The organism is Pseudomonas sp. JZ114, assembly GCF_051027705.1.
GTDB classification, from domain to species: Bacteria; Pseudomonadota; Gammaproteobacteria; order Pseudomonadales; family Pseudomonadaceae; genus Chryseomonas; species Chryseomonas luteola.
Map to the genome: position 1 here is coordinate 2499226 of NZ_CP069256.1, position 25866 is coordinate 2525091.

Annotated in this window: 19 protein-coding genes and 1 other RNA gene; 2 read left to right on the forward strand and 18 right to left on the reverse strand. The window is 55.4% G+C overall.

What is annotated here, in order from left to right; genetic code table 11:
- Positions 1-15: 15 nt before the first annotated feature.
- Positions 16-672, reverse strand: coding sequence for an alpha/beta fold hydrolase (locus tag JQR90_RS11630; RefSeq protein ID WP_010794795.1), 657 nt, complete (start codon positions 670-672; stop codon positions 16-18).
- A 185-nt stretch (positions 673-857) separates the two neighbouring features.
- Here JQR90_RS11630 and hemN point away from each other — a divergent pair, with 185 nt between their 5' ends.
- Positions 858-2240, forward strand: a complete 1383-nt coding sequence (hemN, locus tag JQR90_RS11635) for an oxygen-independent coproporphyrinogen III oxidase (protein WP_010794796.1) — start codon at positions 858-860, stop codon at positions 2238-2240.
- 74 nt (positions 2241-2314) lie between these two features.
- Positions 2315-3052, forward strand: coding sequence for a fumarate/nitrate reduction transcriptional regulator Fnr (gene fnr / locus JQR90_RS11640; protein WP_026003866.1), 738 nt, complete (start codon positions 2315-2317; stop codon positions 3050-3052).
- Positions 3053-3113: 61 nt separating this feature from the next.
- Here fnr and JQR90_RS11645 read toward each other — a convergent pair whose 3' ends face one another.
- The 17 genes from JQR90_RS11645 to smc form a co-directional block, all read right to left on the reverse strand.
- Positions 3114-5573: a TonB-dependent siderophore receptor gene (locus tag JQR90_RS11645; RefSeq protein WP_010794798.1), complete on the reverse strand. Its 2460-nt coding sequence runs from the start codon at positions 5571-5573 to the stop codon at positions 3114-3116.
- A 109-nt stretch (positions 5574-5682) separates the two neighbouring features.
- Positions 5683-6657 (reverse strand): FecR domain-containing protein, encoded by a 975-nt coding sequence (locus JQR90_RS11650; RefSeq protein WP_010794799.1) that lies wholly within the window; start codon positions 6655-6657, stop codon positions 5683-5685.
- A gap of 3 nt (positions 6658-6660) precedes the next feature.
- Positions 6661-7173 (reverse strand): sigma-70 family RNA polymerase sigma factor, encoded by a 513-nt coding sequence (locus JQR90_RS11655; RefSeq protein WP_073450151.1) that lies wholly within the window; start codon positions 7171-7173, stop codon positions 6661-6663.
- Between the two features lie 95 nt (positions 7174-7268).
- A complete protein-coding gene (gene recR / locus JQR90_RS11660) occupies positions 7269-7868 on the reverse strand; it encodes a recombination mediator RecR (RefSeq protein WP_026003868.1) in 600 nt (199 codons plus the stop codon).
- 113 nt (positions 7869-7981) lie between these two features.
- Positions 7982-8308, reverse strand: a complete 327-nt coding sequence (locus JQR90_RS11665) for a YbaB/EbfC family nucleoid-associated protein (protein ID WP_010794802.1) — start codon at positions 8306-8308, stop codon at positions 7982-7984.
- A 32-nt stretch (positions 8309-8340) separates the two neighbouring features.
- Positions 8341-10356, reverse strand: coding sequence for a DNA polymerase III subunit gamma/tau (gene dnaX / locus JQR90_RS11670; protein ID WP_010794803.1), 2016 nt, complete (start codon positions 10354-10356; stop codon positions 8341-8343).
- Between the two features lie 214 nt (positions 10357-10570).
- Complete coding sequence (locus tag JQR90_RS11675) at positions 10571-12310, reverse strand: IlvD/Edd family dehydratase (RefSeq protein WP_010794804.1); 1740 nt, start codon at positions 12308-12310, stop codon at positions 10571-10573.
- 97 nt (positions 12311-12407) lie between these two features.
- Entirely contained in the window at positions 12408-13376 is a 969-nt protein-coding gene (gene araH, locus JQR90_RS11680) for an L-arabinose ABC transporter permease AraH (protein ID WP_010794805.1), read from the reverse strand.
- A 60-nt stretch (positions 13377-13436) separates the two neighbouring features.
- Complete coding sequence (gene araG, locus JQR90_RS11685) at positions 13437-14957, reverse strand: L-arabinose ABC transporter ATP-binding protein AraG (protein ID WP_073450838.1); 1521 nt, start codon at positions 14955-14957, stop codon at positions 13437-13439.
- Positions 14958-15038: 81 nt separating this feature from the next.
- On the reverse strand, positions 15039-16052 hold the full coding sequence (locus JQR90_RS11690) for a substrate-binding domain-containing protein (RefSeq protein WP_010794807.1): 1014 nt from the start codon (positions 16050-16052) through the stop codon (positions 15039-15041).
- Between the two features lie 189 nt (positions 16053-16241).
- Positions 16242-17108, reverse strand: a complete 867-nt coding sequence (locus JQR90_RS11695; RefSeq protein WP_434140021.1) for an SMP-30/gluconolactonase/LRE family protein — start codon at positions 17106-17108, stop codon at positions 16242-16244.
- A gap of 39 nt (positions 17109-17147) precedes the next feature.
- On the reverse strand, positions 17148-17843 hold the full coding sequence (locus JQR90_RS11700; RefSeq protein WP_010794810.1) for a FadR/GntR family transcriptional regulator: 696 nt from the start codon (positions 17841-17843) through the stop codon (positions 17148-17150).
- Positions 17844-18055: 212 nt separating this feature from the next.
- Positions 18056-18247: a hypothetical protein gene (locus JQR90_RS11705; RefSeq protein WP_010794811.1), complete on the reverse strand. Its 192-nt coding sequence runs from the start codon at positions 18245-18247 to the stop codon at positions 18056-18058.
- Between the two features lie 341 nt (positions 18248-18588).
- Positions 18589-18685, reverse strand: an RNA gene (gene ffs, locus JQR90_RS11710) — signal recognition particle sRNA small type.
- A 135-nt stretch (positions 18686-18820) separates the two neighbouring features.
- Positions 18821-21208, reverse strand: coding sequence for an NAD-dependent DNA ligase LigA (gene ligA, locus JQR90_RS11715; RefSeq protein WP_434140022.1), 2388 nt, complete (start codon positions 21206-21208; stop codon positions 18821-18823).
- A 100-nt stretch (positions 21209-21308) separates the two neighbouring features.
- Complete coding sequence (zipA, locus tag JQR90_RS11720) at positions 21309-22175, reverse strand: cell division protein ZipA (protein WP_434140023.1); 867 nt, start codon at positions 22173-22175, stop codon at positions 21309-21311.
- Between the two features lie 128 nt (positions 22176-22303).
- Positions 22304-25792, reverse strand: coding sequence for a chromosome segregation protein SMC (gene smc, locus JQR90_RS11725; RefSeq protein ID WP_434140024.1), 3489 nt, complete (start codon positions 25790-25792; stop codon positions 22304-22306).
- Between the last annotated feature and the right edge of the window lie 74 nt (positions 25793-25866).

The window sequence follows — 25866 nt, forward strand, 5'->3', positions numbered from 1 at the left end:
GCAGTGCGGGCTTTTTTATGCCCGATGGGCGGTCAAAAAGCGCACTATCGATAACGCACTCTTCTCAATGCTTTGTGAATGACTCAAGCCTGAGCGTTTGAGTGGCTTAAGGTCATGGTTGGCTGTCGGTACCCACTCGATTCGGACCTGGTCAGACAGTGTGTAATGCTCAACCGTCTCCCGATCTCCCAGAGCATCACGCTCGCCCTGGATGATCAACGTAGGCGTTTGCAGATCAACGAGATGGTCGACCCGCGGCTTTTCCGGGCGGCCTGCCGCATAGAATGGATACCCCAGGCATACCAATGCGCTGACCCGCGCCTCATCAACGACCAGGCTGGCCATTCGGCCTCCCATTGATTTGCCGCCAATGGCAAGCGGTCCTGGGGTTGTTTGCCTGACCAGATCAATGACCTGCTTCCAGGTAGCAAGCAACTGCGCCTTAGGAGAAGGAGGCCTTTTCTTTCCTGAGATTCGTCGCTCAGCCATATAAGGAAATTCAAATCGTACTACTTCGATACGCTGGGCTACCAGCGCCTCGGTCATTTGATCCATGAACGGACTGTCCATGGGAGCCCCTGCTCCATGCGCCAGAACAAGCGTGGCAATTTTTTGATCACACCTGCTCCAAAGAAGCGAAACTTCCTTCTGATTGACGTGGTTGTCTTGCACGAATCCTCCTAACGAATCTAATGACACTATTTATGGGCTGGTATTACATACAAAATTAGCTCAACAGAATCCATCGTACCTTTTATCGCCTCTCTAGCCTTCACGTTATTGCTATTGATGTAGGTCAAGATGCCACTACCTACTTGCTTCTAGACTTTGCTTTATAGTTTTACGGGAGTATGGTCATGCTCGACGCCATCGATTGGAAACCAGAATTAATCCAGCGCTACGACATGGCAGGGCCTCGCTATACCTCTTATCCAACTGCAGTGCAGTTTCATGATCAGATAGGCGCGTTCGATCTGATGCATGCACTAAGGGATAGCCGCACTGCCAAGCGGCCGCTGTCGCTGTATGTCCATGTACCCTTCTGCGCACATATTTGCTACTACTGCGCCTGTAATAAAGTCATTACCAAGGACCGCAGCCGGAGCGTGCCTTATCTGGCCAGCCTGACAAGGGAAATTCAGCTGATCAGTCGTCATGTAGGCGCAGACCAGAGGGTAGAGCAATTGCATTTTGGCGGCGGCACGCCGACCTTTCTCAACCCTGAACAGCTACGGCAGCTGATGTCCGAGCTGCGTCAGCGCTTCAGCCTGCTGGATGATGACTCTGGAGATTATTCGATCGAGATCGATCCACGCGAAGCGGACTGGGCCACGATGGGCCTGTTGCGTGAGCTGGGTTTCAACCGGGTCAGCCTCGGTGTCCAAGACATCGATACGAATGTGCAGTTGGCTGTGAATCGCCTGCAAAGCCTCAACGAGACGCGGGCCATCATCGATGCGGCCCGTACGCTCAGTTATCGCTCAATCAATATCGACCTGATTTATGGACTCCCCCGCCAAACGCCGGAAAGCTTCGCCAAAACCGTCGAGGCAGTAATTGATCTGCAACCGCATCGCTTGTCTGTATTCAATTACGCACACCTCCCCACCCGTTTTCCACCACAGCGGCGGATTGAGGCCGCTGAGCTGCCAAGCCCCGCACAAAAGCTGGAGATGCTCCAAAGGACAACTGAGCAGCTAATGGCTGCCGGTTATCGTTACATCGGGATGGACCACTTCGCCCTGCCCGACGACGAATTGGCAATTGCTCAGGAAGATGGTTCATTGCAGCGTAACTTTCAGGGCTATACGACCCATGGCCATTGTGACTTGATTGGGCTGGGGGTATCGGCCATTAGCCAGATAAATGAGCTTTACTCTCAAAACGCAGTGGATATTTCCGAATACCAGACTAGTCTGGATAACGGTCAACTTGCTGTACGCCGGGGTTTGCACTGTGAACGGGACGACTTGATTCGTCGCGCGGTAATCCAGCAGCTAATTTGTCACTTCCAGCTCGACTTTGCTGAAACAGGCCGAGCACTGGGAATTGATTTCAAGGATTACTTTGCCGATGTCATGCCTGACCTTGAGCGTATGGCAACTGATGAGCTTATTCGCCTGGATGAAAAAGGCATTGATATCTTGCCGGCCGGGAGGTTACTCGTGCGATCAGTTTGTATGTTGTTTGATCGTTATTTGCCCCAACAGAACACACAACGGTTTTCACGGGTCATCTAATAAATTCACTAACAGCTTTCATCATTATGCGTGCAGTAATACCCTTGGCTTACTAATGGAATAAATCGAAAGCCATGTCCGAGACTTTGAAAATGCGTGTCACCTCGCCGCAAGCCCACTGTAAAGATTGCAGCCTGGCACCCTTATGCTTGCCATTGTCGTTGAACCTTGAGGATCTGGATGAGCTTGATCGGATCGTCAAGCGCGGCCGTCCACTCAAGAAAGGCGACTATCTGTTCCGACAGGGTGACAGTTTTGGCTCCGTCTTTGCCGTCCGTTCAGGTGCGCTTAAAACCTTTAGCGTGACCGATAACGGTGAAGAGCAAATTACCGGCTTTCACCTACCCAGCGAGCTGGTTGGCTTGTCCGGTATGGATACGGAGCTGCATCCGGTTTCTGCACAGGCGCTGGAAACCACATCGGTATGCGAGATCCCCTTCGAGCATCTTGATGAGCTGGCCGATCAGCTTCCCCAGCTGCGTCGCCAGCTGATGCGTGTGATGAGCCGCGAGATTCGGGATGATCAGCAGATGATGCTGCTCTTGTCCAAAAAAAGCGCAGACGAGCGTATCGCGACGTTTCTTGTGAATCTGTCTGCACGTTTCCGCGCTCGTGGCTTCTCCGCCCAGCAGTTCCGCCTGTCCATGTCCCGTAATGAGATCGGTAACTATCTGGGCCTTGCAGTGGAGACAGTTTCTCGTGTATTCACGCGCTTCCAGCAGAGCGGCATCATCGAGGCCGAAGGCAAGGAAGTGCATATCCTCGACTCGATTCAGCTCTGCGCCCTGGCGGGCGGCCAGCTGGAAGGTTGAAACAAAACGGGCGGCCCTGAAGCCGCCCGTTTTGCTTGAAAAGCTTTATCGCTTTTGATCGTTAGAATTTGTAACTGACCGTGGCGGTGACGTTACGCTCTTCGCCGTAATAGCAATACAACAGGCTATTACATGCAGCGACGTATTTTTTATCGGTTAGGTTATTGGCGTTGACACGTACATCTACACCTTTGAGTCCCACATTACTCAAGTCATAACCCACTGACGCATCAAACAGGGTGTATCCAGGAACGCGTTCGGTATTAGCTGGATCTGCCCAACTCTTACTAACTGCCCGTACCCCCGCTCCCAGGCTCAAGCCCTGGAGCGATCCCTCCTTGAATGAGTAGTCTCCCCAGACAGATGCCATATGACGAGGGGCCACGTTAGGCGTATTGCCTTCTGTACCGTCATCCGACTTAATGTATTCGACATCAGCAAACGTATAGCTCCCTAGTACACGGAAGCTATCAGTCACCTGCATGTGAGCTTCCAACTCTACGCCTTGGGAGCGTACCTTTCCTACCGGGCGATAATATTGTTCATTCGCCAGTTTAGTTGCCAGGTTTTCTTGGGTAATGTGGAAGACTGATGCCGTAAAGATATTGTCCGTACCCGGCGGCTGATACTTGATGCCAGCCTCCCACTGCTTGCCCTCAGTAGCCTTGAGCGGATCGCCGTTCTGGTCAGTAAAAGAGTTGGGATTGAAAGACTCTGAATAGCTAATGTAGGGCGCGATACCATTGTCGAAAAGATACAGTCCACCCACCCGCGGAGTAACCTTATTCTCCTTGTAAGTGTTTTTGCCTGCACCGTATAGCTCATCCTCGGAAGAGGTCTCTACCCAATCCTTGCGCAGACCGAGTGAAAACCGCCATTTATCCAGGTCAATCAAGTCCTGCATGTACAGGCCAGTCTGCTCCATCCGACGCAGATCGCTGGTTTGCCATGTTTCCGTGACGCCCGGATTACCATAGACAGGGTCGAACGCATCAATGTTAGAAGCGGACCCGCCTGCGTAGTCGACCTTGGCCTTACGACGCTGATAATCCAACCCCATCAAAAGCGTATGTTTGGCTGACCCGGTATTAAATTCAGCCTGTGCCATGTTATCTACAATCCAGGCATGCAGACGCTCCTTGCCTTCAGTGGTTGCGCGCGCCAACTCGTTGGATCCTATGCTGGCCCAACCCGCAGCATAAGCCTGCCGCATATCCACCTTGCCATCCAGATAGCGGAAGTTCTGTCGTGCCGACCAGACATCATTGAAACGATGCTCAAACTGATAACCCACCATCTGCTGGGTACGTTCGAACTTGTCGAAATCGGAGTCGCCCTCAAAGAAATGCTTTGAGATGTATTGTCCATTGTGGCGATAGAGTGTGCCGTCTGCCGGGAGACCGCCGTGGTAACCGCCTTCGGGGTCATGTTGCATATACGCCTGCAGGGTTAGCGTTGTATTTTCATCAAAGTCGATGGCTACCGTGGGCGCAATCGCGTAGCGCTTCTCCTCGTTGTGATCAAACTGCGTATCGGACTTGTCCGCCAGACCTACCAGCCGATAGGCAATCGTCTGGTCTTCGTTGACCGGCCCACTAAAATCGAACCCCATACCCCGCTGGCCCTGGGTACCCACCGTGGCCTGGATTTCATGATAGGGCTCATATAGTGGCTTCTTGCTGGTAAGCGCTACTAGGCCGCCAGGATTACTCCGTCCGTAGAGCACCGAAGACGGGCCTTTCAGGATATCAATGCGCTCAAGGAAATACGGATCTACCTGCATGCTGCTATAGGTACCGCTATCTCCCATGGTCTTGAGACCATCAAGATAGATGTTATCTACCGAGCCGTCATTGAAACCACGCATGGCAACATAGTCATACCGGTGAGTTGCACCATATGGGTTGGTCATGACACCTGGGGTATAACGCAACGCCTGAGAAACTGTTTGCGAGCCCTGATCATCGATCTGGTCGCGCGTTACCACGGATACCGATTGAGAGGTCTCCAGGATCGACTTACTTGTCTTGGTTGCAATCTGGCTATGGGTGGCGTTATAGCCTTCCATGGTTCCAAGCGCATTGCCCAGTGCGAAATCAGTAACGGTAGTCGCAGAAAGCTCGGAAACATCACTGCCAACGCTTGCTGTTCCAGCCGCCAGCGAATAGCTGCCGTTACCGGTGCTGACGATCTGCAAGCCGCTTCCTTTTAGCAGCGCTGCAAAACCTTCTTCAACACTGTACTGCCCCTTGAGACCTGGGCTCTGCTTGCCCTCCGTCAGTGCGCCATCGGCAGATAGCATGACATTCGCTTCGCCAGCAAAACGACTCAATGCCGTCGACAGCGGGCCAGCCGGTATATCGTAACTGCGTACTGCCTGGGCCGCGGCAGCCGCTTCGGCGGCATTACCTGCAAGCGGCACAAGGGCGAGGCTCATCGGTATAGCAAGTGCAGCAGCATGTACAGCCTGACGCAGAGGGCTCCGCTTGAAAAAAGCCTGATACGAACGACGCGAATCCATTACTCATCCCTTTTTGTGTTCAACAGTGATGGCTTTCAGCCTGTTTGAGACTAAAGCCAGTCGAAACCAAGAAAAGGGAACCGCTAATGATAATATTTTTTATTAAGATTCAGGCAGAACGCGCTGAAATAGACGTCCACCAAGGCAGCGGGCGATTGATGCGAATGGGCAGGCTTTGCTCCAAGGCTGTCAGCACCCGCTCCGTATCCTTCAGCGGGTATGCACCGACCAGACGCAGATTCGCTACATCCGGATCACAGGCCAGATACCCGGAGCGATAACGCGATAACTCATCAACAAAGTCGCTCAATCGCATATCATCAGCCAGAATCATCCCTTTGATCCAAGCCTGACGGCGTTGCTCACTCACCCGAGCAGTAGAAACCTCGTCAGTGCTAAAGCGCACCTGTTGTCCTGCCTTTACTGTGACGGACGCCGACGCCACAGGAGCAACCTGCACACTGCCGTTGAAAACTGCCAACTCGCCAAAGCCTCCTCGATCAAAAACACTAAACTGGGCTTCTTTGGCCAGTAACGCACCGAATGTCGTATCAAGCGTCAGCGGGTAGTGAGCATCCTTGCCTCGAGACAGCATGGCCTCACCCTTGTAGAGTGCCAAATGCAAGCGGTCCGGTTCGTTCGAGACGTCCATTGCCGTATCGGTGTTCAGCCAGAGATGCGAGCCATCAGCAAGCTGAAAATCCTTGATCTCTCCCACACGTGTTCGGTAGCTGGCATACCATTGTCTCCAGGACAACTGTGAAGAGGTAGTCCAGGCCAGAACACCGGTACTGCAAAGTACGGTCATCAGTTTTAATGTCTGACGCCGCGTTTGCCCTTTTTTCTGTAGCGCTTGTGTAGCGCCATGGCGTTGCTCGCAGGGTATGCGCTGAAAATGACGACTGATCAGCTCGACACGCTGCCACGCCTGGACATGTTGCGGATTTTCTGCCAGCCAGAGCTGCCACTGCACACGCTCCTGATCGCTGACATCATCAGCACTGAGCACGGCAAACCATTCGGCCGCCTGCTCAAGCACCGCAAAGTCGCACTCTGTCTCGGACATCTGCTGGGCGGCCTGCATGGTCTATTCCACCTCAAGGGTCAGGCAGTGCAGCATGGCTTGGGCCATGTACTTTTTGACCATTCGCTCGGACACCCCTAGCACCTCACCAATGGCTGCATACGTCTGCCCTTCCAGTTGAGACATCAGGAAGGCTGAGCGCACCTTTTCAGGTAGACGGTCCAGCATGGCGTCGATTTGAACGAGACTTTCAATAATGATTTCACGCGCTTCTGGAGATGGCGCGTAATACTCGGAACGATTAGCCAGCGCCTCGAGATAGGTCCGTTCGATATCCTGACGCCGCCAGTGATTGACGAGTAATGAATGGGCGATGGTCGATAAGTAAGCGCGCGGCTCTCGAACGGACGGAAGATCGCGTCCTTTGGCTAACAGGCGAAGGAATGTATCCTGGGCCAGATCGGCTGCATTGAACGAGCATCCCAACCGTTTGCTCAGCCAGCCGTACAGCCAGCCATGATGTTCGCTATACCAGTCATGCAAGGCGTTGGGTGATGACACTTCAGCCGCGCACATGTCAGAACCTATCGAGATGGCATTGAGATATCGCTAATGATAATGCTTCTCAAGAATAGATCTATGCTTTTTTACGTCAATTTGCGTACCGCCGATCAAAGCGTGATCGGCTTACGGCCTGCAAAGGCATGCGTAAGGGTGCCGTTGTCTACCAGATCAAGCTCACCACCCAAGGGGACACCATGGGCAATCCGGGAAATAGTTAAACCGCGCGGTTTCAATAGCTGCGCAATGTAATGGGACGTCGCCTCGCCTTCCACTGTCGGGTTGGTTGCAATAATGACTTCCTGGAAGGCACCTTGCTCGATACGCTCCATCAGCTCTGGAATGCCGATCGCCTCCGGGCCGAGACCATCCAGAGGAGACAGGTGCCCTTTCAGCACGAAATAACGCCCACGAAAGCCCGTCTGGTCAACGGCAAAGACGTCCATCGGTGACTCAACCACGCAAAGCAGTTGATCATCCCGATCCGGATCAGCGCACTGAGGGCACAGTTCGTTTTCCGTCAGGGTACGACAATGCTTGCAATGCCCTACTCCCTCCATGGCTGCCTGCAAGGCACTCGACAAGCGCAGGCCCCCGCTCCGGTCACGCTCAAGCATCTGCATGGCCATACGCTGGGCTGATTTCTGGCCCACCCCAGGCAAAATGCGTAGCGCGTCGATCAACTGTCGAATGAGAGGACTAAAACTCATGAAGAAATCTCGAATGGAGATAGATAAAAGTATAGACAGGCTATCGTCTGTTAACGTGCCTGGATCGCCGCCAGCCAGAACGGCCAACGGCGTGACCATAAGCCTCTAGATGCTTAGAAAGGCATCTTGAATCCAGGCGGCAGCTGCATGCCTGCAGTCATACCAGACATCTTTTCCTGGCTGTTCTGCTCGATCTTGCGAACGGCATCGTTCACCGCAGCCGCGATGAGGTCTTCCAGAATCTCCTTGTCTTCCTGCATCAGGCTGTCATCCAGCGATACACGCTTGACATCGTGGCGACCTGTCATGACGACGCTGACCAGCCCGGCGCCGGACTGACCGGTCACTTCGGCATTTGCCAGCTCTTCCTGCATCTTCTGCATTTTTTCCTGCATTTGCTGAGCCTGCTTCATCAGGCCGGCCATGCCACCTTTTAACATGTCTGTTTACCTCGTCTGGTTTGAGAACCCGGTCAGTCCTTGGAATTGACCGGCTCGATAGTGTCCGCGCGGACTACAGCCGCGAACTGTTCCATCATTTGCTGGATCAGCGGATCATTCTGTATGGACGCCTCAGCTTCCCGCTGACGCTCCGCACGTTTGCGAGCGGCAGCCTGTGCTGGCGTCTCCTGCTCGGGCGTCTGGAGTGTGATATCCAGCTTGATCGTACGCCCTTGGTATTGATTCAAGGCATCATTCAAACGGCGATGCTGGTTCGTGTTGAATAATGCGCTCTGATTTGGATCCAGATGAAGGTGCCATGCATCATTTTCAACCGACACCAGCGTACAGTTTGCCGCAATGCTTGCAGTCATGCCTCCTAAGCCTAGCTTAGGTAGCAATTCGATCCACTCGGCGGCAAGTCCGGTTGCAGGTTTGGCTGCCGGTACGGGCTCTGGGGCCGTCGCCGGCGCCTCGGCCAGTACGCCTTCGGTCAGCTCGTCCAAATAGCCGTAATCGGACTCGGCATTGTAATAATCATCGGCAGGCGGTGGCTCGTCGTCTGCCAAGCCTTCATTGTCCTGCTCGTCAACGACCCGCTCAATTACAGTGGCCTCCGACGTTTCGGTTGCCATCGGAACCACATGGGTTGGCTCTACCGGCGTTTTGATGGCCGTTGTAGGTTCATCCCAGGGTAGATCGACAGGCTCGCTTGTCTGAGAGGCCTCTGGCTCTTTCGCAACAGGGGATGCAGAAGCCGTTACCGGTTCCGGCCGAGGCTCGGACTTAACCGGAGCGGGACTGGGTTTCGCCACGGGCGCTGGGCGAGTGACTGGCGCAACAGGCAACTGAGCCGGCGTGGATGGTGCAGACGGAGCGGCCACCGGTTCTGGCTTGGAGTCAGTCGTGGCCTGACTGGCTCCCAACGTCTTTAACGCAGCCTTGGGTGTACTGCCGCCGCCCTCAGCCGGTCGGAAGGCCAGCATCCTCAGCAATACCATTTCAAAGCCTCCACGAGGATCAGGCGCCAACGGCAGATCTCGACGCCCAATCAACCCCATCTGGTAATAATATTGCACATCTTCGGCGGGTAGCGCCTGAGCCAAGGCCAAAACCTGCTCACGATCACCCTGACCGTTATCCACAGCCTCAGGCAACGCCTGGGCAATCGCCACACGGTGCAAAACATTCAGCATCTCGCCCAGCACACCTGCCCAATCAGGACCTTGCTCGGCAAGATGACGTACGGCCTCGAGCAGTGCGCGGGCATCGCCTTCCAGCAGGGCTTGCAATACACCATATACCTGTCCTTGATCCAACGTACCCAGCATGGCGCGTACATCGGCAGCCAGAACATGCCCTTCGCCAAAGGCAATCGCCTGATCGGTCAGGCTCATCGCATCGCGCATCGAGCCATCGGCAGCACGCCCCAGCAACCATAGGGCATCCTGTTCGAAAGGAATCTGCTCAGCGGTCAACACGTGGGTCAGGTGCTCAACCACACGCTCAGGCGGCATGTTCTTCAGCGAAAACTGCAGGCAGCGCGACAGAATGGTAACGGGGAGCTTTTGCGGATCGGTCGTTGCCAGCAGGAATTTAACGTGAGGCGGCGGCTCTTCCAATGTTTTCAACAGTGCGTTGAAACTATGGGTCGAGAGCATGTGGACTTCGTCGATGAGGTAAACCTTGTAACGACCACGCGTAGGGGCGTACTGCACGTTATCCAGTAGCTCCCGGGTATCCTCTACCTTAGTGCGGCTGGCAGCATCCACTTCGATCAGATCGACGAAACGACCTTCATCGATTTCCCGGCAGACCGAACACTCCCCGCAGGGGGTCGAGCTGATGCCGGTCTCGCAATTCAGGCACTTCGCCAGAATACGCGCAATGGTGGTTTTACCCACCCCACGCGTGCCGGTAAAGAGATAAGCGTGATGAAGGCGCTGGTTATCCAGGGCATTGATCAGGGCTTTAAGCACATGGGTCTGTCCGACCATTTCACGGAAAGAGCGCGGACGCCATTTGCGAGCGAGAACCTGATAACTCATCGATACCTGACACGGCGAAGAAAAAGAAGTCGGCTAATGCTAGCGAAGCAAGGGGTAAATTGCATCCAAAAGCCTATGACTCGCCTCATATTCCTATATCGAGTCATGTACGGGACACCCTTTAGCCAGACTCAAGAGATGGGGTCTAGGCCAGAGAAATCAAGGCATTCAGAAGATAACCCAGCCTGAAATGGCCGGGCTACCTTAAAGAAGATCAGTGCGAGTGCCTCGGCACCTCGGAGCCACGGCAGCCGACGAGGAAGTCAAAATCACAGCCCTCATCGGCCTGCAGCACGTGGTCCACGTACAGCTTGCGGTAACCACCACCGAGCAGGTTGGCGTTCGGGTCCTGCCAGTCCGCCAAGCGGGCCTGCAGCTCTTCATCGCTGATATCCAGATGCAGGCGGCCGTTCTCGCAGTCCAGCTCGATCATGTCACCGTCACGCACCACCGCCAGCGGACCACCTGCCGAAGCCTCCGGCGCTACGTGCAGCACCACCGTCCCGTAGGCCGTCCCACTCATGCGCGCATCGGAAATACGCACCATGTCGGTAATGCCCTTGGCCAGCAGCTTGGGTGGCAGACCCATGTTGCCCACCTCAGCCATGCCCGGATACCCTTTTGGTCCGCAGTTCTTGAGCACCATGACGCAGGTCTCGTCGATATCCAGGTCCGGGTCGAGCACACGCTCCTTGTAATGCTCCAGGTTCTCGAACACCACCGCACGGCCCCGGTGCTGCATCAGCTCCGGTGTGGCAGCAGAGGGTTTGAGCACTGCTCCCTTGGGTGCCAGGTTGCCCCGTAACACGCAGATGCCGCCGTCCTTGCGGATGGGGTTGTCCAGCGTACGGATGACTTCATCCTGCCCGTAGATCGGCGCCTCGGCACAGTTCTGCCAGATCGACTGGCCATTGGCGGTCAGGGCATCAGGGTGCGGCAGCAGGTTTGCCTCACCCATCCGGCGAATCACTGCCGGCAGGCCACCGGAGTAGTAGAACTCTTCCATCAGGAAGCGACCGGACGGCTGCAGGTCGACGATGGTAGGCGTACCGCGACCGACCCGCGTCCAGTCGTCCAGCTCAAGGTCTACGCCCATACGCCCGGCGATGGCCTTGAGGTGAATCACGGCATTGGTCGAACCGCCGATGGCAGCATTGACGCGGATGGCATTCTCGAAGGCTTCCTTGGTCAGGATCTTCGACAGGCGAAGGTCCTCATGCACCATGTCCACGATACGCATGCCAGAGAGGTGCGCTAGAACATAGCGACGCGAATCCACGGCTGGGATCGCAGCGTTATGCGGGAGCGAGGTGCCCAGGGCTTCAGCCATGCAGGCCATGGTGGAGGCAGTACCCATGGTGTTACAGGTACCGGCCGAGCGGGACATGCCAGCTTCAGCAGAAAGGAACTCGTTCAGGTCGATCAGCCCACCCTTATAGGCCTCGTGCATCTGCCAGACGATGGTACCGGCACCGATGTCGCGACCGTGGTGCTTGCCGTTAAGCATCGGCCCGCCGGTTACCACGATGGCGGGTACGTCGCAGCTGGCAGCGCCCATCAATAGCGCAGGGGTGGTCTTGTCGCAGCCGGTCAGCAGCACCACAGCATCGACCGGGTTGCCGCGGATGGCTTCCTCCACGTCCATGCTGGCCAGGTTGCGGGTCAGCATGGCGGTGGGGCGCAGGTTGGACTCGCCATTGGAGAAGACGGGAAACTCGACGGGAAAACCGCCGGCTTCGTAGACGCCGCGCTTGACGTGCTCGGCAATCTTGCGGAAGTGGGCGTTGCAAGGGGTAAGTTCGGACCAGGTGTTGCAGATCCCGATGATGGGTTTGCCCTGGAACTCATGGTCCGGGATGCCCTGGTTCTTCATCCAGCTGCGATACATGAAGCCGTTCTTGTCGGCATTGCCAAACCACTGGGCCGAGCGCAGGGTGGTCTTTTTTGTGGACATGGTGGATGTCTCTTATCTATGGGATAGGCCGGGTCACAGGCAAAAGCGGCCTCATCGGCACGTGTCAGCACGCGTGCCGTGAGGTCTCCATTAGGTATCAGCGCTGCTTGAAGCGGTCGATTACAACGGCCAGCAGCAGAATCGTTCCACGGATGACGTATTGGTAGAACGTGTCGATATTTTTGAGGTTCATGGCGTTCTCGATCACTGCCAGGATCAGCACGCCAGCAATGACGTGACGAATCATGCCGATACCACCGGCCAGCGACACCCCTCCCAACACACATGCCGAGATCACGGTCAGCTCGAACCCCTGCCCTATCATCGGCTGGCCGGAGGTCATACGCGAAGCCAGAACCACGCCCGCTAACGCACCGATCACACCCTGCATAGCAAAGATGATGATCTTGGTACGATCAACGTGTACACCCGCCAGTAAGGCGGCTTCTTCGTTACCACCGATAGCCAGCGTGTTGCGTCCAAACGTGGTGTAGTTGAGCAGCCAGCCAAAGAACAGGATGCATACCAGTGTGATCAAAATCGGCACCGGAACACCAAACATCTGACCATTACCAAAGATAAAGAACTTTTCTTCCATTACGCCTACGGCCTTGCCGTTGGAAAAGATGTAACCCAGACCGCGTACAATCTGCATGGTCGCCAAGGTTGTGATCAAGGCATTGATCTTGAGTTTGGCAATGACCAGCCCATTGATGAGTCCTACGCACAACCCCATTGCCAGTGCAGCGGTTACCCCTAGCGCCACGCTATTGAATTCGCGCATTACTACCGCTGCGACGACGCCCGCACAGGCAATGACCGAGCCTACAGACAGGTCAAAATGCCCAGATGCCAGACAGAACAACATGGTGCAGGCGACGATCCCCGTTGTGGAGATTGCCAGCCCTAGCCCTCGCATGTTGAGCGGCGAAAGAAAGTTATCGATAAACAAGGTACAGAGAACAAAGATCGCCAGGGCCGCCAGCATCATCGCCCAGTCATCAATAAAACGGCGAGTATCAAAGCTACGGCGCGGTGCCGCCAAGGCGTTGTTTTGCGTGGACATGGAACACCTCAATTGTTTTTGTATTTCGAAGCCTTCAAGGCAACGCAGGCTTGTTACATATCAGGCGCGCGTACGGGGCAATGCGAGCTCCAGCAAACGCTCTTCGGTCGCCTCGGCACGTGCCAGCTCACCCGTTACAGCACCTTCACTCATGACCATGATGCGGTCCGCAACCCCCATGACTTCCATGAGATCGCTCGACACCACAATCACTGCAATGCCTTTGGCCGCCAGCGAGTGAATGATCTGGTAGATTTCGGATTTCGCACCGATATCGATGCCGCGTGTAGGTTCGTCCAGCAGCAACACCTTCATGGGCATGGACAGCCAGCGCCCCAGGATGGCCTTCTGCTGGTTACCGCCCGAAAGGTTTTTGATCTTCTGATAAGGCGTAGGTGTTTTTACATTCAATGCGCGGATCTGCTTTTCAGCGTTTTCCTTTTCCCAGCGGCTTTGAAGCAGGCAGCTCCAGGTTGCATGCCGCGGACGTGCGCTGATATTGATGTTTTCGGCCACGCTGCCCAGCGGAACGATGCCTTCTTTCTTGCGATCCTCGGGACAGAGCAGAATGCCAGCAGCGATGGCATCACGTGGGTTGCGAAGCGTCAGCGCCTCGCCCTTGAGCTTGAGCACGCCCGCACTGTGCCGTTCAAGACCTGATAGCAGGCGGAGCAACTCGGTACGCCCTGCTCCAACCAGCCCGAAGAGCCCAAGGATTTCACCCTGGCAAACCTCAAAGCTGACTGGCTGCTGCAGACCACGCCCCATCAAGCCGGATACGTTCAAACAACCTTCGCCCTTTTCACGGGGACGATAGTCATAGATATCGTCCAGACTACGTCCTACCATGCAGGTGATCAGCTGATCCGGCGTGGTTTCACTCATGCGCTCGAATGTGCGCACATGACGTCCATCCTTGAAGATCGTGACGGCATCGCAGATATGGAAGACTTCTTCCATTCGGTGCGAAACATAAAGAATGACTTTTCCCTCATCGCGCAAACGCGCAATGATTGCCATCAGCCGCTCGGTTTCACGGGCAGACAGGCTGCTGGTGGGCTCATCGAATGCAATTACATGGGCGCCACGAGACAAGGACTTGGCAATTTCCACCAACTGCCGTTGCCCCAGGGACAGACGCCCGACGCGCGTATTCGGATCGATTTCCTCCGCTAGGCCTTTCAGCAATTGCAGAGCCTGTTGACGAAGACGCCCACGGTTAACAATGCCGTAGCGGGCCGGCAAGTGACCCAGAAACAGGTTCTCAGCCACAGTCATTTCCGGAACGAGTTGAAGTTCCTGGTGAATCACGGCTACGCCATTACGGATACTGTCCGCCGTGTTCTTGAAGACCATATCACGATCACCAATGCGCAGATGACCGCTACTGGGCTGGTAATAGCCACCCAGAATCTTGAGCAATGTTGACTTGCCTGCACCGTTTTCTCCCATCAGGGCATGTACGGAGCCGGGGCGAGCCGTGAAGTTGATGTCGGACAGCGCCTTGACGCCAGGAAACGTCTTACCAATGCCCTGGAACGCAAGGCTTTCGCCCTGCACCGACTGCTGTAATGCTTCCATATCACCTCCTAAAGCGACGCCATAGAGGCGTCGCAAGGTTGCAAGGAGTCCGTCAGGCGGACCGGATAATGCAGGAGACGGTTATTTCCAGAGCCCGATCTTTTCGAGTTCCTGTTGGAAGTTTTCGCGTGTGATCAGCGTAACCTTGTCCATGGCGGTGTACTTGGGCGGCTCTTTGCCGGTAGTCACCCATTCGTACATCATGGTGGCGGTCTGGTAGCCCTCTTCGTGTGGGCTGGGAAGCATCGAGCCGAAGAAGCCGCTGTTGGGCTTTTTCAACTCACCGATAGCATCTGTACCGTTGATGCCGATTCCGATCACGTTTTCAGCACTGAAACCGGCACTTTCAGTCGCTCTCACACCACCCAGCACTGTGTTGTCATTCATACCACCTACGATCAGGTGCTTGGCGCTACCTGGTAGCTTGACGAGTGCGGAGCTGGTGGCATCCATGCTGCCGGGGACATCCAGCGTCTTTTGCGGAGCATAAATGATGTGGTCCTCTGGCAGACCGGCGTCACGCAACGCCTTTACAGAGCCGTCGGTACGCTGCTTTCCGGTATCTAGCTCATTGAAGGTGTTGATGACCGCGTAAGTTTCATCCCACTTCCAGTTGCGCTTCTTGGCTTCAGCGGCCATTGCCTCGCCCTGTTGACGCCCTACATCAAAAGCGGCCATGCCCAGGTAAGGCACGTCTTCCATGAACTTTCCATCGGAGCCGACAAAGCGATCATCCACGGCCATGACTTTCAAGCCATTGATCTTGGACTTGGCCACGATGGCTGGGCCGAGGGAAACATCAGGCGGACAAATGACAAAGCCTTTAGCACCGTTAGCCGCCAGGCTATCGATAGCGGAAAGCGTTTTTTCACCATCAGGTACAGCAATCTTGAGGAGGGTAAAGCCTTTGTCTTTCGCAGCTTTTTCTGCAAAAGCCCATTCGGTTTGGAACCAAGGCTCTTCAGGTTGCTTGACGAGAAAACCGATCTTTACTTCTTCGGCATGGGCGACCGAAGCCGCAGATAACGAAAGGCCCAGCGCACCAGCTGCCAAGGCAGATTTCACCAGGGAAGAAATCCCACGGCCACGAAACATAGCTACCTCCTTATTTTTATTGAATAGCTAGCGTGTACTGCATCAAATTGTGCTGACACCTGACTGATGTAATAAGACAGGCCAGGCGAAACAGTCATATCATAATATGATTGGACTCGATCGACTGCAACTCTTCCTTGAGCAATCGAAAAAAGAGAAGCGCTGGATCACAAATCGAGTCGCTTAACGTCAACCCATGAAGCGATGGCACGGCATCCCGGCCACATCCACACGCGCATAAAGCACAGAACCATCCAGAGGCTGATCACCTGCCGCACTCGTGACATAGAGCGTCTTGAGGTCGTGTCCGCCAAACACACAACTGGTGGGCCGGGACACCGGTAGCTCTATAATCGTGTCGACACAACCGTCTGGAGCAAATCGAATCAGACAGTGGCCATCCCAGCGCGCATTCCAGACATATCCCTGCGAATCCATGGCAGACCCATCCGGATGACCACGCTCATGGGCCTGCGCCCAAACTGTTCTTTCGCCAAGCCCCTTGGCACTAATAGTATGACGGTAGATCACGCTTTCCAGCGTATCGGCGGTGTAAACGCAATCCCCCTCTGTACTCCAGAGTAGCGTGTTGGCAATGCCGATATCGCTGGCCAGACGAGTGACCCTCGCATCAGGACCGATATGAAACAATCCACCTGAACGACGGGTGATCGGCAGGTCTTCGCCCTGCTCACCTATATTGTTCTGCATGCTGCCTAACCACAGATTCCCTGCCGCGTCGCAGCGCGCCTCATTGGCACGGTTCCCCTCAATAGGATCCGGTACGCAGAACAGTGAAAGTGAAGGTGCATGCGGTGGTGACTCCAGATCCAGGCGGTGAACACCACTGACCATGGTCAGCAACGCATCTCCGCGTATCGTGGGAATAAAGGCCGAAACAGGCTCGGTCACCTGCCATTCAGAGTAATGCCCCCCCTCCAGTCGACAGGCTTTCTTACTTACGATATCCACCCAGTACAACGCCTGGGTGGGCTCATCCCAAAAAGGACCTTCCGCTAATTTAAAGCGATGGGATATAACCGGTTGCCACTCCATAAAGCATCCTTATTTGTAGTTATGAATGCACAGCTCACGCTAACTACTAGCCTGAGCATATTTAGAAATCGTGACAGCAGCCTTGTCGATCAACGTCATGCATGCCCAAACGCCCCGAGAGGAATCTCGCGCAGCAATGGCATCCGCCAGCTCCTTGTGCAAGGGCAGTGTTCGTTGCAACTCTGAAGGATCGACAGACGAAATCTGAAAGGAAACGGCAAGCAAGGCGCCTAGCGCGGGCACCATTTGCTCGATGAACTGGTTGTGACTGGCCGCCAGGACGCACTCATGGAAGTGCTGGTCGGCACTGTTGTAATCTCCACCTGAAAGCGAAGCTTCCAACGCTGTATAGGCTGCCTGGACGCGCCTGATCTGCTCAGGTGTTGCACGCTCGCAAGCCCAGCGCACAGCCACTGGCTCAATAGCACGCCGTAAATCAAGCAGATCCTTGACGAAATTCTCGGGCAAGCCGCCACGACTCAACCATGCCACCACCTGGGGATCGAAGAGATTCCACCGATTTAGAGGTAATACACGGCTTCCCACCTTGGGGCCCACCTCGATCATGCCCTTGGCGACCAGTGTCTTGATGGCCTCCCGCACGACCGTTCGACTGACACCCAACTCCTCACCAAGATCCGCCTCGACTTTCAGCGCATCCCCAGGCTTGAATTGCCCGGAAGCGATCAAGCTACCCAGTTTATCTACGGCTGATGCGTGAAAATTATTCGACATTCAGACCTCGCCCTCGCCTGCTCTGACCTACAAGCATCTTAACGACTGTTGAAGGCCGTTGCTCGATCAGCGCAAAGACGTATTGTTATTGATAGAAAGCGCTCTAATCATCATATGATTAGACAAGGCAACTGAAAAGAAAAATAAGGAGGGCGGTTATTGCGCACAGCTGTGCAGCTGCCAATCAGCCGCACAGATGCTAGAGAAAACTATCAGACGTTAAGACGGAACCACACCCCGCCCCATTGCTCTGCTTCGCATTTAGCTTCCTGCTCGTTGTTGAACTCCGAAATGATTCCTCCATGTGCATAAACCACAGCCCATGCCTCCTGCACAGTTTTCTGAATGATAGATACGAATGAAACAGGCTCTTCTGGGGATACTGATGTCTGGATGCTTTCCATTTTTTGCTCATCCTTTGAATTTTATTATTGCAGCCCTTTCCTCATCCTTTTGTAGAAAGGACTACTGGATGCACGCTGAACAATATTCTTTGACAAGCAGGTCAGAACAACACATACAGACAAGCGCTGCAGTACAACTAGGACCTACGTCACGCTGTAGAAATGAAATACGTTAATTAATTCAATCTTAAGCGTGAAAAATTGTGACAGACAGACGAGCGGTAGCAAAGTGCCTTCATGGCAAAAGACTATTGCTAAACGCGAGAATATCTGCCCGTAAAAGCAGCAAATTCGAGAAGTTGATTAGAGAGTCAAGCTGAACGCTTTAAGAATGGAGGTGGCCCCACCAGCCACACCCCGGCACACGATGTCACCGCTACGGCTGCTTCCTTCCGGACCTGACCGGGTTCACGGCTGATCGTTGCGGGGGGACCGGCAGGACCACCATAACGAACGTCACCAACAGGTGAGGCGCATCATTCTACTCACTTGAGCAGAAGTTACAAGCTTTTCAGTCATTTAGCGGATAATTAATAAGATGGCGCCTTCTGGATGGAGGGCGCCGTCTTATTTTCAGCTCACCTCGAAGCTGGCCAGACGATCAAGCAGAGCCTGCTCATCCAGTACCGTAACACCTAGCTCGGTTGCCTTGGTCAGCTTTGATCCAGCGCCCGGACCTGCTACGACACATGTGGTTTTGGCAGATACCGATCCGGAAACCTTAGCGCCAAGCGCCTCGAGCTTTTCCTTGGCTACATCTCGACTCATCGCCTCTAGCGTTCCTGTCAGCACCCACGTCTGACCTGCTAGCGGCAACCCTTCCACTTGTGTCCTTTCGCTTTCCCAATGCATGCCAAATTCGCGCAGCTGTACCTCAATCATTCGCGCGCGCTCTGCATGTTCAGCCTGACTGAAGAAATCGCGCACGGCATTCTTGGCTCTTTCGTTCAAGCCCTTCATGGCGCTCAGATCCAGCCAGTCGGCAGTAATCAACGCTTCCAGCGTCTTGAAGTGACCGGCGAGATTTTTAGCGCCGGTTGCCGCTACATAAGGAATACCCAGCTTCTCGATGAAATCGGCAAACGTGGCGTAGCCAGCGAACTCAGGATGAAGCTCACCCTCCTCCTGAACCTGCACGCCATTACGCAACAAATCACCAATGACATTCTGGTTGTGCTCTTCCTCGAAGAAGTTATGGATCTCGTACGCGACCTCATAACCAATATCGGGTAAGTAGATCAGCACTTCCGGCAAGGCCCGCTGAATACGCTCCAGACTCCCGAACGTACGTGCCAGCAGCTTGGCAGTTTCCTCGCCGACATCGGGGATGCCTAAGGCAAAAATGAAACGTGCCAGCACAGGCGTTCGGCTGTTCGCGATAGCGCTGAGCAGGTTTCTGGTCGAGATCTCCGCAAACCCCTCCAGCTGGATGACCTGCTCAAAGGTCAACGCATACAGATCAGCTGGTGACTTGACCATACCCCGGTCTACCAGCTGCTCGATAATCTTGTCGCCCAGCCCATCGATTTCCATCGCACGGCGTGACGCAAAATGAATGATGGACTGCTTGAGCTGCGCCTGACAGACCAGGCGACCTACGCAGCGATAGACAGCGCCCACGCTGACCGACTCTCGTCCCTTGCCTCGCTTGACCAGCTGTGTCCGCTCCACTTCCGAGCCGCAGACGGGACAATGGGCCGGCACCGCCACAGGCCGAGCATCTGCCGGCCGACGCTCAAGCACCACCTGCATGACCTGAGGAATAACATCGCCTGCACGGCGGATGATGACGGTATCGCCAATCATCACGCCCAACCTTTCGACCTCATCCATATTGTGCAGGGTTGCATTGGTGACCGTAACGCCGCCCACTTGAACCGGCTTGAGACGAGCAACAGGCGTGATGGCGCCCGTACGGCCCACCTGAAACTCGACGTTGGTAAGCTCCGTCAGCTCCTCACGGGCTGGAAACTTGTGGGCAATCGCCCAGCGCGGCTCTCTGGCCCGGAAGCCCAGCTCCTTCTGCCAGTCGATACGGTTAACCTTGAAGACGACGCCATCGATTTCATAAGCGAGCCCATCACGTCGCTCGCCAATATCATGGTAGTAATCACGGCACGCCTGAGCACCTTTGGCCAGCTTCAGCTCCTTGCTGATTGGAATGCCCCACTTGCGAACCGACTGCAAGATCTCGTATTGAGTATTTGGCAGCGTTCCGCCCTCTACCCGCCCGTAGCCGTAACAGCAGAATTCAAGCGGGCGCTTGGCAGTAATACTGGAGTCGAGCTGGCGCAAACTGCCTGCGGCGGCATTACGTGGGTTCGCAAAGGTTTTTCCACCGGCTTCCATGGCGCGCTCATTCAAGGCTTCGAAACCGGCCTTGGACATAAAGACTTCGCCCCGCACCTCGAGCACCTCCGGCCAACCACTGCCTTGAAGCTTGAGCGGGACGTTGCGGATAGTACGCACGTTGGCGGTGATGTCCTCGCCTGTCGTGCCGTCACCACGGGTCGCCCCGCGAACAAGCACGCCCCGCTCATACAGCAGGCTTACCGCCAGACCGTCGAGCTTGGGCTCACAGGTGTATTCAATTTCTGCCGTCTGGCTGAAAAGATTGTTACCGTTATGACTGCCAAGCTCATCAGCCAGCCCGTCCCGTACGCGGCGATCAAATTCGAGCAAATCCTTTTCTTCAAAGGCATTCCCCAAACTTAGCATGGGGACTTCATGGCGAATCGTCCCGAAAGCCGACAGGGCGGAGCCACTCACCCGCTGCGTGGGAGAGTCAGGCGTAATCAGCTCAGGGTGCTCGGCCTCAAGCGCCTTGAGCTCACGAAACAGCCGATCGTATTCGGCATCCGGAACACTGGGTTCATCCAGAACATAGTAACGGTAATTATGCGCATCGATTTCGCTGCGCAAAGAAGCGATCCGCTCGGCGGCATCTTGGGCTTGGGTCATGCTGTTCTCTCTCTAGCACCAAGGCTGGACGTCATGTCCAGCAACAGGCAGAAACAAAAAGAGCAGCATAAGCTGCTCTTTAATCGACTCTGAAATCGGCTCAGCGTTTCTGAGTCAGGCTCTTGCGTTCGAAGTCGATGATACGCTGGCGGTAGTGTTCGATGGTCTGTGCCGTCATGACGCTACGCTGCTCGTCCTTCAACTCACCGTTGAGCTCGGAGGCCAGCTTGCGAGCGGCAGCCACCATCACTTCAAACGCCTGCTTGGGATGCCGCGGGCCTGGAAGGCCTAAAAAGAAGCTTACGGCCGGCGTGCGGAAGCTATCGATGTTGTCCAGATCAAACGTACCTGGCCGTACGGCATTGGCCATGGAGAAAAGCACTTCGCCGTTGCCGGACATACTCTCGTGACGATGGAAGATATCCATATCACCGAAGCGCAGGCCGCTTTCCAGAATGTTCTGCAGCAGAGCCGGACCGCGAAAGCCGTTCTCATCACGCGAAATCACGTTGATGACCAATACCTCTTCGACGGGTGGCAGCTCTTTGCGCTCTTTGCGCGGCTCCTCCATCGCAGACTGGTCCGGCTCGGCGTCGACGATGTCCTTGCGGGCCTTGCCCTTGCCACGAGCCGGCGCCTCATCGTCATCCGCCAGGGCGCTGAACTGGGGTTCGGCGCCGCCTAGCTCCAACTCTTCCGCAACAGGTTCTTCGCGGCGCTTGCGAGCGGCACGACTTGGGCGAGGCGCTTCTTCCTCGCTATCAAAAGACGGCTCCTTATGTTCGACCACACGAGACGGCCCTAGTAGTTCTGAACTACCGCCCTCATCGGACTGGCCGGAGAGATTGTTGTCCAGGCGAAACTTGAGTTTCCCTTTCCCGCTCATCCGTCGCCAGCCATCGAAAAGTATGCCGGCGATTACGATAATGCCGATGATGATCAGCCATTCGCGCAGACCGATATCCATGTAAGACGCATACCTCTGTCAAAAATCAACTTCGCGCTCGCCATTTGCCCATGCATAGCAAAATGCCAAACGCCCAAAAACGGGCATAAACTAGCACGCCCGCCACCAACTTTACACCGTCTGTCGTATCAAGCTTCAGCCAAAGCAACAGCTTCTTCGACATCAACGGCCACCAAACGCGAACAGCCCGGTTCGTGCATCGTCACGCCCATCAGCTGATCGGCCATTTCCATGGCGATCTTGTTGTGTGTGATATAGATGAACTGCACTTTTTCAGACATTTCCTTCACCAGCCGCGCGTAGCGGCCAACGTTGGCATCGTCCAGAGGCGCATCCACTTCGTCAAGCATGCAGAATGGCGCTGGATTGAGCTGAAAAATCGCAAAAACCAACGCGATTGCCGTCAATGCCTTCTCCCCGCCCGACAAAAGATGAATCGTGCTGTTCTTCTTGCCCGGCGGACGCGCCATGATCGCAACCCCGGTATCGAGTAAATCTTCTCCCGTAAGTTCCAGATAGGCGTGTCCGCCGCCAAAAACTTTTGGAAACAAGGCCTGAAGGCCATTATTGATCTGATCGAATGTTTCCTTGAAACGATTGCGCGTTTCACGGTCGATCTTACGAATCACGTTTTCGAGCGTTTCCAAGGCCTCAACAAGATCATCGTTTTGCGCATCCAGATAGCGCTTGCGCTCGGATTGCTGCTGATACTCCTCGATGGCTGCCAAGTTAATAGCACCCAGGCGTTGAATACGCGCATTCAGCGCCTCCAGCTGAGACTCCCATGCCGACTCGGTGGCATCCTCAGGCAAGGTAGCCACTACGGTCTGCAGGTCATACCCCTCTTCATGCAGCTGCTCCTGAAGGGTTTTACGGCGCACGGACAGCCCCTGCCACTCAAGCCGCTGCTGCTCCACCTGACTGCGCACCACCTGCGCCTGCTGCTCGGCCTGGGTACGGCGGCGCTCGGACTCACGCAGCTCACGATCCGCCTCCTCCAGAGCCATGCGCGCGCCTCGCAGCTCCTCATCGACACTCATGCGGCGCTCAAGCAGCTCTTCGAGTTTCAACCTGAGCTCCTCAATTGGCGCGGAGCCTTCCTCAAGGTTGAGGCTGAGCTGTTCACGCCGCTCGTCGAGCCGAGCCGCCTGGAGCAGCAGACGCTCCAGTGCCTGCTGTGTAGAGTCATGCTGGGCTTTGAGCGACCCCAGCCTTACAGCCAGCTGATGAGCCTGCTCCTTATGCTGCCTCGCCTCCTGACGAACCCGATCCAGCCGCTCGCGTAGCGTCTCGCGCTGAGCGATCAACAGGTCGCGACGCTCGGTATCGGCAGCCATGGCATCCAATGCATTCTGAAGGCTCAGTCGTGCCTCACCAATCTGCTCGGTCTCGATAGCGCGTTGCTCTGCCATTTCAACCCGCTCTTCTTCAAGCCGCTTTCGGCGCAGTCCAAGCTGCTCGGCCTTGGCCTGCCGTGCCGACAGCTGAGCCCTGACTTCACCCTGGCGGCGGCTCTCCTCCTGAGATCGACGGCGGACCGTTTCGCGGTTGCGCTCTAGCTCTGCCAACTGCTCCTGCGCCTGCTCAAACGCCTTCTGCCCCTCACTCAACCGGTGTTCCAGCTGAGTACGCTCAGCGTGTAAACACTCAAGCTCCTGGCCGCGCGCCAGCACACCGCTTTCCGCCTCGCTGGAGCGCTGTATTCGCAAAAAGTGACGGGATACCCAATACCCGTCTCGACTAACAAGGCTCTGCCCGTCAGCAAGCCTCTGCCGCTGCGCCAGTGCGTCCTCAAGGGTCTCCACTGGAAATACATTGCCCAGCCAGGGCGACAGATCATGAGGGGCTTCGACTTTATCCAACAAGCTCCCTGGCGTTGCAGGCGCTACATGCCCAAGTGTTACCAGGCGCAGCTCGCCCTGCTCGAATGCAGCCAGGTCGAGACCGGAGAGATCATCCAGGCAAACCGCCTGCAAATCAGCGCCCAACACCGTTTCAACGGCTCTCTCCCAGCCTGACTCAACCCGAACACCCTCGGCCAGGCGGCTACGCTCATGCAGATCATGCAGGCGCATCCAGTCATCCGCCCCTTTTCCAGGATCGAGCGCAGCCTGCTGCAAGGCCTCCAGGGAGACAATACGTCCCTCCAGACGCTGTAATTCACCTTGCGTTGCGGCCTGCTGGGCGGTCACGACCTGTAGCTGCTCTCGACCGATAGCCAGCTGCTCGGTGACCTCTATTTCTTCTTGGGCAAGGTCCTCGAGAATCAACTCGATTCCAGCTAGCTCTTCGCTGAGCTCGAGCAACGCTGCGTCTTCAGGATCCGCCGCCAGTTGCGTCAGCTCATCACGCAGTCGTCGCTCGCGCTCCATGAGCCGTTCCAGGCTTTGTTCCAAATGACGAATACGGGACTGCTGAACATCAGCCTCACGCTGAGGCGCTGCACTGTGCTGGTTGAAGCTGTCCCATTGCTGCTGCCACGCTTGCATGGCCTGCTCGGATGCCTCCAGCGCCAGGGCAGATTCTTCAGCAGAAGCTGCGCTCATTTCCTGCTCGGGTTCCAGCATGGCCAGCTCTTCGGCCAAGGTAGCAAGAAGCGCCTGGTCATTACCCAGATGTGCGGCGGTTTCTTCCCGAGAGCGCTCGGCTTCACGCAGATCATCCTGCAGCTGACGCAAGCGCTGCTGGCCGTGCTGAATGCTCTGCTCGATCCGCGCAATGTCTCCACCAACCGAATAGAAGCGCCCCTGCACCTGATTGAACCGCTCGGACAAATCATGATGGCTGTCTCGCAGCCGCTCAATGCTGGCATCAGCGCTGCGCTGCTCAGCAACCAACGCTTCGAGCACTACCTCCTGGTTGCCAATGACGCGCTCACGCTGCTGCACCAGCTCATCCAGATCGCGCCAACGAAGTGCTCCCAGCTGGGCACGAAGCTGGCGCTCTTCCGCCTTGTACTCCTGATATTTTTCGGCAGCCTGCGCCTGTCGGTGCAACCGTTCGAGTTGCCGTTCAAGCTCTTCACGCAGGTCCGTCAGGCGTGCCAGGTTTTCCTGGGTACGGCGAATACGGCTTTCCGTTTCACGACGACGCTCCTTGTACTTGGATATCCCCGCCGCTTCTTCGATGTAGTTGCGCAAATCCTCAGGACGAGCCTCGATCAGCTTGGAAATCATCCCCTGCTCGATGATCGAATAACTACGCGGGCCAAGCCCTGTGCCCAAAAAGATATCGGTGATGTCGCGACGACGGCATTTGGTACCGTTGAGAAAATAGGTATTCTGCCCGTCCCGAGTTACCCGTCGGCGAATGGAAATTTCCGCATAGCTGGCATACTCACCGACTAGCGAGTTGTCCGAATTATCGAAAATCAGCTCGATTGAAGCCTGAGTAACCGGTTTGCGGCTGTTCGAGCCGTTGAAGATGACATCGGTCATCGACTCGCCGCGCAAGTTCTTTGCCGAGCTTTCGCCCATGACCCAGCGCACGGCGTCGATGATATTCGATTTGCCGCATCCGTTCGGCCCTACGACTGCCGACATATTGCTGGGGAAATTAACGGTTGTCGGGTCTACAAATGATTTGAAGCCCGCCAACTTGATGGATTTTAGCCGCATGCGCCCTTCCTTCGCGTGCCTTCATTACCGGCATGGCGAGAAGACACAAGGGTGCGATTTTAACATTAGAAGGA